The organism is Halorubrum trueperi (assembly GCF_042662525.1).
Taxonomy (GTDB): domain Archaea; phylum Halobacteriota; class Halobacteria; order Halobacteriales; family Haloferacaceae; genus Halorubrum; species Halorubrum trueperi.
The window spans coordinates 1-5,889 of record NZ_JBHSXI010000022.1; the positions used below are offsets into that span (position 1 = coordinate 1).

4 protein-coding genes are annotated in these 5,889 nt (G+C 56.6%); all 4 read right to left on the reverse strand.

All coding sequences use genetic code 11. The annotated features are described in order from the left end of the window. Nucleotides 1-398: response regulator (locus ACFQEY_RS15140; protein ID WP_379770140.1), on the reverse strand; the 398-nt coding region annotated here is incomplete at its 3' end. Nucleotides 399-1,125: 727 nt separating this feature from the next. Continuing rightward, nucleotides 1,126-2,454: a Cdc6/Cdc18 family protein gene (locus ACFQEY_RS15145; RefSeq protein ID WP_379770143.1), complete on the reverse strand. Its 1,329-nt coding sequence runs from the start codon at nucleotides 2,452-2,454 to the stop codon at nucleotides 1,126-1,128. A 1,590-nt stretch (nucleotides 2,455-4,044) separates the two neighbouring features. After that, on the reverse strand, nucleotides 4,045-5,088 hold the full coding sequence (locus ACFQEY_RS15150) for a mannonate dehydratase (protein ID WP_379770145.1): 1,044 nt from the start codon (nucleotides 5,086-5,088) through the stop codon (nucleotides 4,045-4,047). A 444-nt stretch (nucleotides 5,089-5,532) separates the two neighbouring features. Next, nucleotides 5,533-5,889: IclR family transcriptional regulator (locus ACFQEY_RS15155; protein WP_379770147.1), on the reverse strand; the 357-nt coding region annotated here is incomplete at its 5' end.

Genomic DNA, 5,889 nt, shown 5'->3' on the forward strand with positions numbered 1-5,889 from the left:
GTCACTCCGGCCGTGATAGCCTCGCTGGCTATCTCCTCCGAGCCTTTTCCGGTGAAGAGAATGAACGGAAGATTCGGGTACTCATCGCGAATCCGTTGGAGAACGTCCAATCCGTTGAGCCCCGGCATGTCGTAGTCGCTGACGACGCAGTCGAATTCGTGGTCGGCGTCTTGAAGCGCGCTGAGGGCTTGTTTCGGATCCGTTTCGGTATCAACGCAGAAGCGGTCACGATCGCTTGTGAGAAACGCAGCGACGAGATTGGCGAAATCCCGATCGTCTTCGACGTGGAGAACCCGAATCGTCTTCGAATCCGGGAGGAGCGAACCGCGGTCGTCGGTTCCGAGATTCGTACTCATGCACTCTACTACCGGAGTGCCGATTATGGTCTTGTTGGTCAATTCGAAACCGATTCGGCTGTGACACCACCCTGCAAGTGTTCTGGGTAGTGAGTATACACCACATTTCGGTCAATTACGACACACCACACAGACACACCACCCTGCAAGTGTTTCGGGCTTTTCGATGAGATCACAGAAACCCGCTACTGGGAGCATAAACACAGCTCTGAGAGCATAGAAACACCGTTAAGAGCATAAACACATCATCGGACGCACACAGACACACCACTATGCAAGTGTTCTTCAGAGCACCGAACACCGTCCGTTTCGGGGGGACACCACCCTGCAAGTGTTTTTTGCAGCACTTACACACCACCGTGCAAGTGTTTTATACGTGACTGAGACAACCAGTAGGGAGACGCACACCACCGTGCAAGTGTTCTATACGTGATGAGAGATGCCAACGGACACACCACCGTGCAAGTGTTTTATACGTGACCGAGGCACCCAGTAGGAACACAGACGCACACCACCCTGCAAGTGTTCGGAAATACCCGAGTATCGTGGGAGAACACCACCCTGCAAGTGTTTTTTCACCACACACCACCCTGCAAGTGTTGTGGGTGTCGCTGGATTCGAAATTGACGGCCGTCACACGTTGAGAGAATTGCGGGAAATCCGAGGGGATTACTATCCCAACGTGGGAATCCTCGCGCTTCAGCGCGGGGAGGATGTCAACGTGGGATGGAATGTAACGCAAGGACGAAATCCATCGTGGGGGCGAGTATCAGGTGAATTTCCAGATTTGTTGTTGCGCTTCGTCATCGGGGTTTGGGGCCTCGAAGGACGTCGCCTCGTCTTGTTTGTAGTGTTCGAGGATTGTCCACACGTTGTTCGGGAGGGCCTCTTGGTAGTCGGATTTGACGACGGCGTTGACGATGTCAGCCGGATCGTCGGTCACCTGATAGACGAATCGTCGGCCCCCACGTCGACCTTGGTTGTGGTCCTCCGACCGGACGAAGCCCTGCATCGAAAGTTGATCGAGGTACTCGTAGAGTTTGCGCTCGGAGCGGGGATCGCTGTCGATGGCGTCCGCAATCGACGAGTAGAGGGTGTAGATCCGCTTCGTCCGCGCGTCGTGTTCCGGTTCGATGATCGCGAGCGTCGTCGCGATGTAGGTCAACGCCTGCTGTCGGGTGAGGTCGTTGTCGAACGAGTCGAGGATCTCGTCGGTCTCGATCGTTTCGGTCGCCCGGCGCGTGTGCTCTTCCGTGACCGTCGAAGACCCGTCCATTCGAGCGTACTCGCCGGCCTTTTCGAGAATTTTCAGCCCCTGACGCACGTCGCCGCGCTCCTGCGCGGTGAACGCTGCCGCCAGCGGGATCACGTCGTCGGTCAACACGCCGCCGTGGAACGAGATGTCGGCGTAGTATCCGAGAATGTCGCGAAGTTCGTTCGCGTCGTACGGTCCGAACTTGATCTCGCGCTCGCCGAGCGTGCTCTTGACTTTCGGCTCCAGGGAATCGACGAATTTCAGATCGTTCGAGATACCGATCAGCCCGATACACGCCTCGTCGATCGCCGCATTTTCGGACGCCTCCGCCCGCGGGAGATCGTACAGGAAGTCGTTGCGGGCGTCCGGCGGGATATTGTCGATCTCGTCGAGGATGATGAGAACGTTCCCCCCCGCGCCCTCGATTTCCTCGTAGAGGAACTCGAAAACGGTGTCCGTGCTGTATCCGCTCTTGGGCAGTTCGTCGTCGGGATCGCGGAACTCGTTGACCAGCCGGCTCACAAGCCGATACGAGGACTTGTAGTTCCGACAGTTCACCGGCCCGAGGATCTTGAGGTCGACCTTCTGTTCCTCGGCCTTCTCGAGGAGTTTGTCCCGAACCCACTTCGTCGCCGCGGTCTTGCCGACGCCCGTCGGACCGTAGACGAACACATTGTTCGGATCGTGACCGACGACGACGTCTTGGAGCGCGTTCACGTAGAGGCTGATCTCCTCGTCTCGATGGAAGATCGTCTCGGGATCGAAGCTGTCCTTCTTCAGCGGTTGCTTGGCCTCGAAAATCTCGTCCGTTCCGTCGAACGGATTCTCGTCCGTCTGCACCATCTTACCTGCTCGTTCATCACCATCCCATATAAAATCACCTCACCACCCTGCAAGTGTTTCAAGTGTTATTTCATCAGCAGTGCGGCGCTGCACACTATCGAGGACGGAGATCGGATACTCACGGTGAGCTGAGCACAGACGGTGAACGCGTATCGGACACACCGCATCGGACACACACACACCACCCTGCAAGTGTTCTTAGGGGAGAAGAAATGGGTGGGTGGAGATTTGTCGGGGCGGGGAAGTGCAGGAATACAGTATATAAAATATTGCGAGTGGGAAAGTATCCTCAAAGAAATCGCATTACTGCAGCGTTCCTCTTCTCTCAATAACCGGCAACAACAACAACAACAGTAAAGTATATAATATTATTATAGGAGCAAAGTGAGTGTAATTGCGAGTAAGCTACCCTGGTAAAACCGGACGGCGAGGAGACGACGGCCACGCCGTGATCACGCACGCTATTTCATCAACGTGCTATTTCATCGGTACGTTGTGCAGCACGTGTGTTGGTCCCAGTATCGATACCTCCGCTTTGCTCAACTACTGACGCCATAGTTCATCTTCATCCCTCCACCCCCCACCCCACCTCTCTACGCCAAGAACACTTGCAGGGTGGTGTGTGTGTGTCCAGTTACTCAACACACTCGACACTACGATCGAGGACTCTGAGATTGTGCAAGGGGATGGTGATCGGGAGATCGAGCGAATCGATCGGGCGACAACATTGATGATTGACAACATTGATAATGATTATATTTTCTAATCAGATATGTTAACTTAGATACACTCTTTCCAAGGGAGCCCACTTCTTTTTTCTGATGTCAACGTTTGATTCTAATCCATATTTTGGCCGAATTACGATCTCCAGGAAGGGGCTGTTCCAGCCGCGCCTGCGGTCAGTATACAACGGGGACGAGCGGTTGCGGGAGTGGGTATTGCACGCGGTTGATGTGGTCATTTATAAGTGTGCGAGTGGTATTGATGGCGGATATTTATATATCGTTGCTGGCGCGGTGAACTGCTGTGTTTCTGGCGTTGATTGCGTATACGTGATTGTTGACGCGGCGAACGCCTCCAAAGCCCCTTTGAGTCCTCCCCACCACAACCGTACCGCACCTCACACCTCCCCAGCCTCGTCGCCGGACTACGTCCGGCTGCCAGAGGCGCTTCGCGCCTCGCTGCGGCTCACTCTGTTCGCCGCGTCCAGCGAGAATCGCAGATTCTCTGGCAGCCGGCGGCAGAGCCGCCGGCAACCTCGCGGGCTCCTCGCGGCCTACCGGCCACTCGGAGGCGCGCCGCAGCACCGCATTATTCATTTATAAGCAGCCGCCGCTGCCACGCTCATCGCTTTTAACTACCATGTCGCCGGCGGCGGTCTGCAATACCCGCTCCCGTACTCAATCACAAAATGATCCACGCCGACCCGTGCCATTTCACAATCGTCATCGAGATACAACTACAGACGTCTCTCTGTCTGAGCTGTACGGTCGGCATCTCGGCGGCAACAATATATACCATTTCTGGTATAACTATATTCCAATCAAGTTTGTTATATTCTACTTCGTCATCTGGTACTGATCGAGGCTCCTACAGCGACTTCAACATCCCCTTGAGATAGCCGACGGTGTACGAGCGACCGAGCGTGCTCCCGAACTCCCAGTCGGTCTCTCCTTCCATCAGCGGAACGTGATCGGGTGTCATCACACCGGTGAAGCCGACTTCGTCGAGCGCGCACAGCACCTCGTACTCGTCGAAGTTCCCGGCTTCGTCGTCGACGAACGTCTCGTGGAACCGCGGGACGGTACCGACGACGTCGCGAAAGTGTGCGTAGACGATGTCGTTCGTCGCGCCGAAGTGGCGAATCACCTCTGGGAGATCCTCGCCCATCTCCGACCAGCAGCCTATGCCGAGCTTCAGGCTGTGATTATCGCTGGGGTGGATGTCGAGCGCGCGCTGGAAGTTCTCGAAGTTCCGGAAGAGGAGCGGAATCCCGAACAGCTCTTCGACGGGCGGGTCGCTGGGATGAACGCCGAGTGTCACACCGGCCTCCTCCGCGACCGGGACGACCTCGTGAAGGAACTCCTCGTACCGTTCCCACATCTCCGCTTCCGTGATGTCGCGTTGCGGTTCGCTACGAGACACGGTCTCGATGTCGTCGATGTCGAACGCCGACGCCTTCGCTCCACCGCGAATCGGATGCTCGCGGGTGGTTCGAACCGCTCCGTCGGGGGGATGGCCGCTGTATCCGAGCACGTGGACGCCGGCCGCCCCCATGTTTCGGATCGTCTCCGCGATGACGTCGATCTGAGCCTGCCGATCCCCGTCGTTCAAGAGGATCTCGTAGAGCGGGATCGGCATTTTCTCCACTCCGTACAGCCGAATCCCGGCGTCGTTCGCTCGCGATCGCAGTTCGACCAGCCGTTCCTCTGACCACGCCTCCCCGAGCGGAAGCGCGGAGTCGAACCCGTCGTGGCGGTGCGGGGTCAACAGCACGTCGTCGACGCCGAGCTGCGCCGCAAATCGGAGGAAGTCGTCCGTCGCGGGCTTGTACGTCCCGATGGCGACTCGCATCGCTCCGGGATCCGTCTGTACGTCCTCTGTCGAAGACTCGTCGTCCGTGGTCACTGCCATTAGCAGACGGGATGCCTGTGAGTGTAATAAAGATTGAGTTGGCGTCAGTTGTTCGACGCCACGTTTCGACCGAAGCAACGTTTCGACCGAAGCGAGGTTCCGACTGTCAACAACCAGCTCTCCGCCGTCGATCACCGACGTCCGACCGCTCGATTCGACACCGGTTATAAATTCGAGAGACCACCCGGGCAGTTCCCGAAAAGACACGTATCGAAAATCGATGTCGAAACAAAATAACAGAAGTACTTTTGTTATATTCCTCTAGTTACAAGCTCTGATCCAACAATATCTCATTCGGAACAAAATACTGTTCGAAGGCATCGAATACTTTCTACCGCTTGGGATCGGTTTCACGCCCTATCCGAAGTCGACATCGCCCCGTCAGTCACGGTCCGTCAGCTCATACGTGCCAAGGGGATTCGACGGCGCGCCGCTCCGGAGTCGCTACGAGTGCGCGATGTTGAGTTCGAGTTCGTTCGCCGCACCTAACAACAAGTTCGGGAGTTCGGATTCGAGCCGCTCCCCGTTCAGACGATGAGACGGCCCAGTGACGCTGAGGCCGCCGATCACGTCTCCGTTCGGTCCGCAGATAGCGACGCCCGCGGCGTGCGTCCCTAGAAGCGATTCCTCTCTGTTGAAACTGTACCCCCGCTCGCGACCTGCTTCGATCTCAGTCCGAAGTTCATCCGGATCCGTGATCGTGTGCTTCGTTACCGGGTCGAACGACATCTGTTCGAACATGCGGGACAACTCTTCTTCCGGTAGTTCGGCGAGGATCGCTTTCCCGGCCGACGCCGCGTA

Coding starts and splice junctions, on each gene's coding strand:
- ACFQEY_RS15145 (WP_379770143.1), bottom strand. CDS start 2,454: ATGGTGCAGACGGACGAGAATCCGTTCGACGGAACGGACGAGATTTTC.
- ACFQEY_RS15150 (WP_379770145.1), bottom strand. CDS start 5,088: ATGGCAGTGACCACGGACGACGAGTCTTCGACAGAGGACGTACAGACG.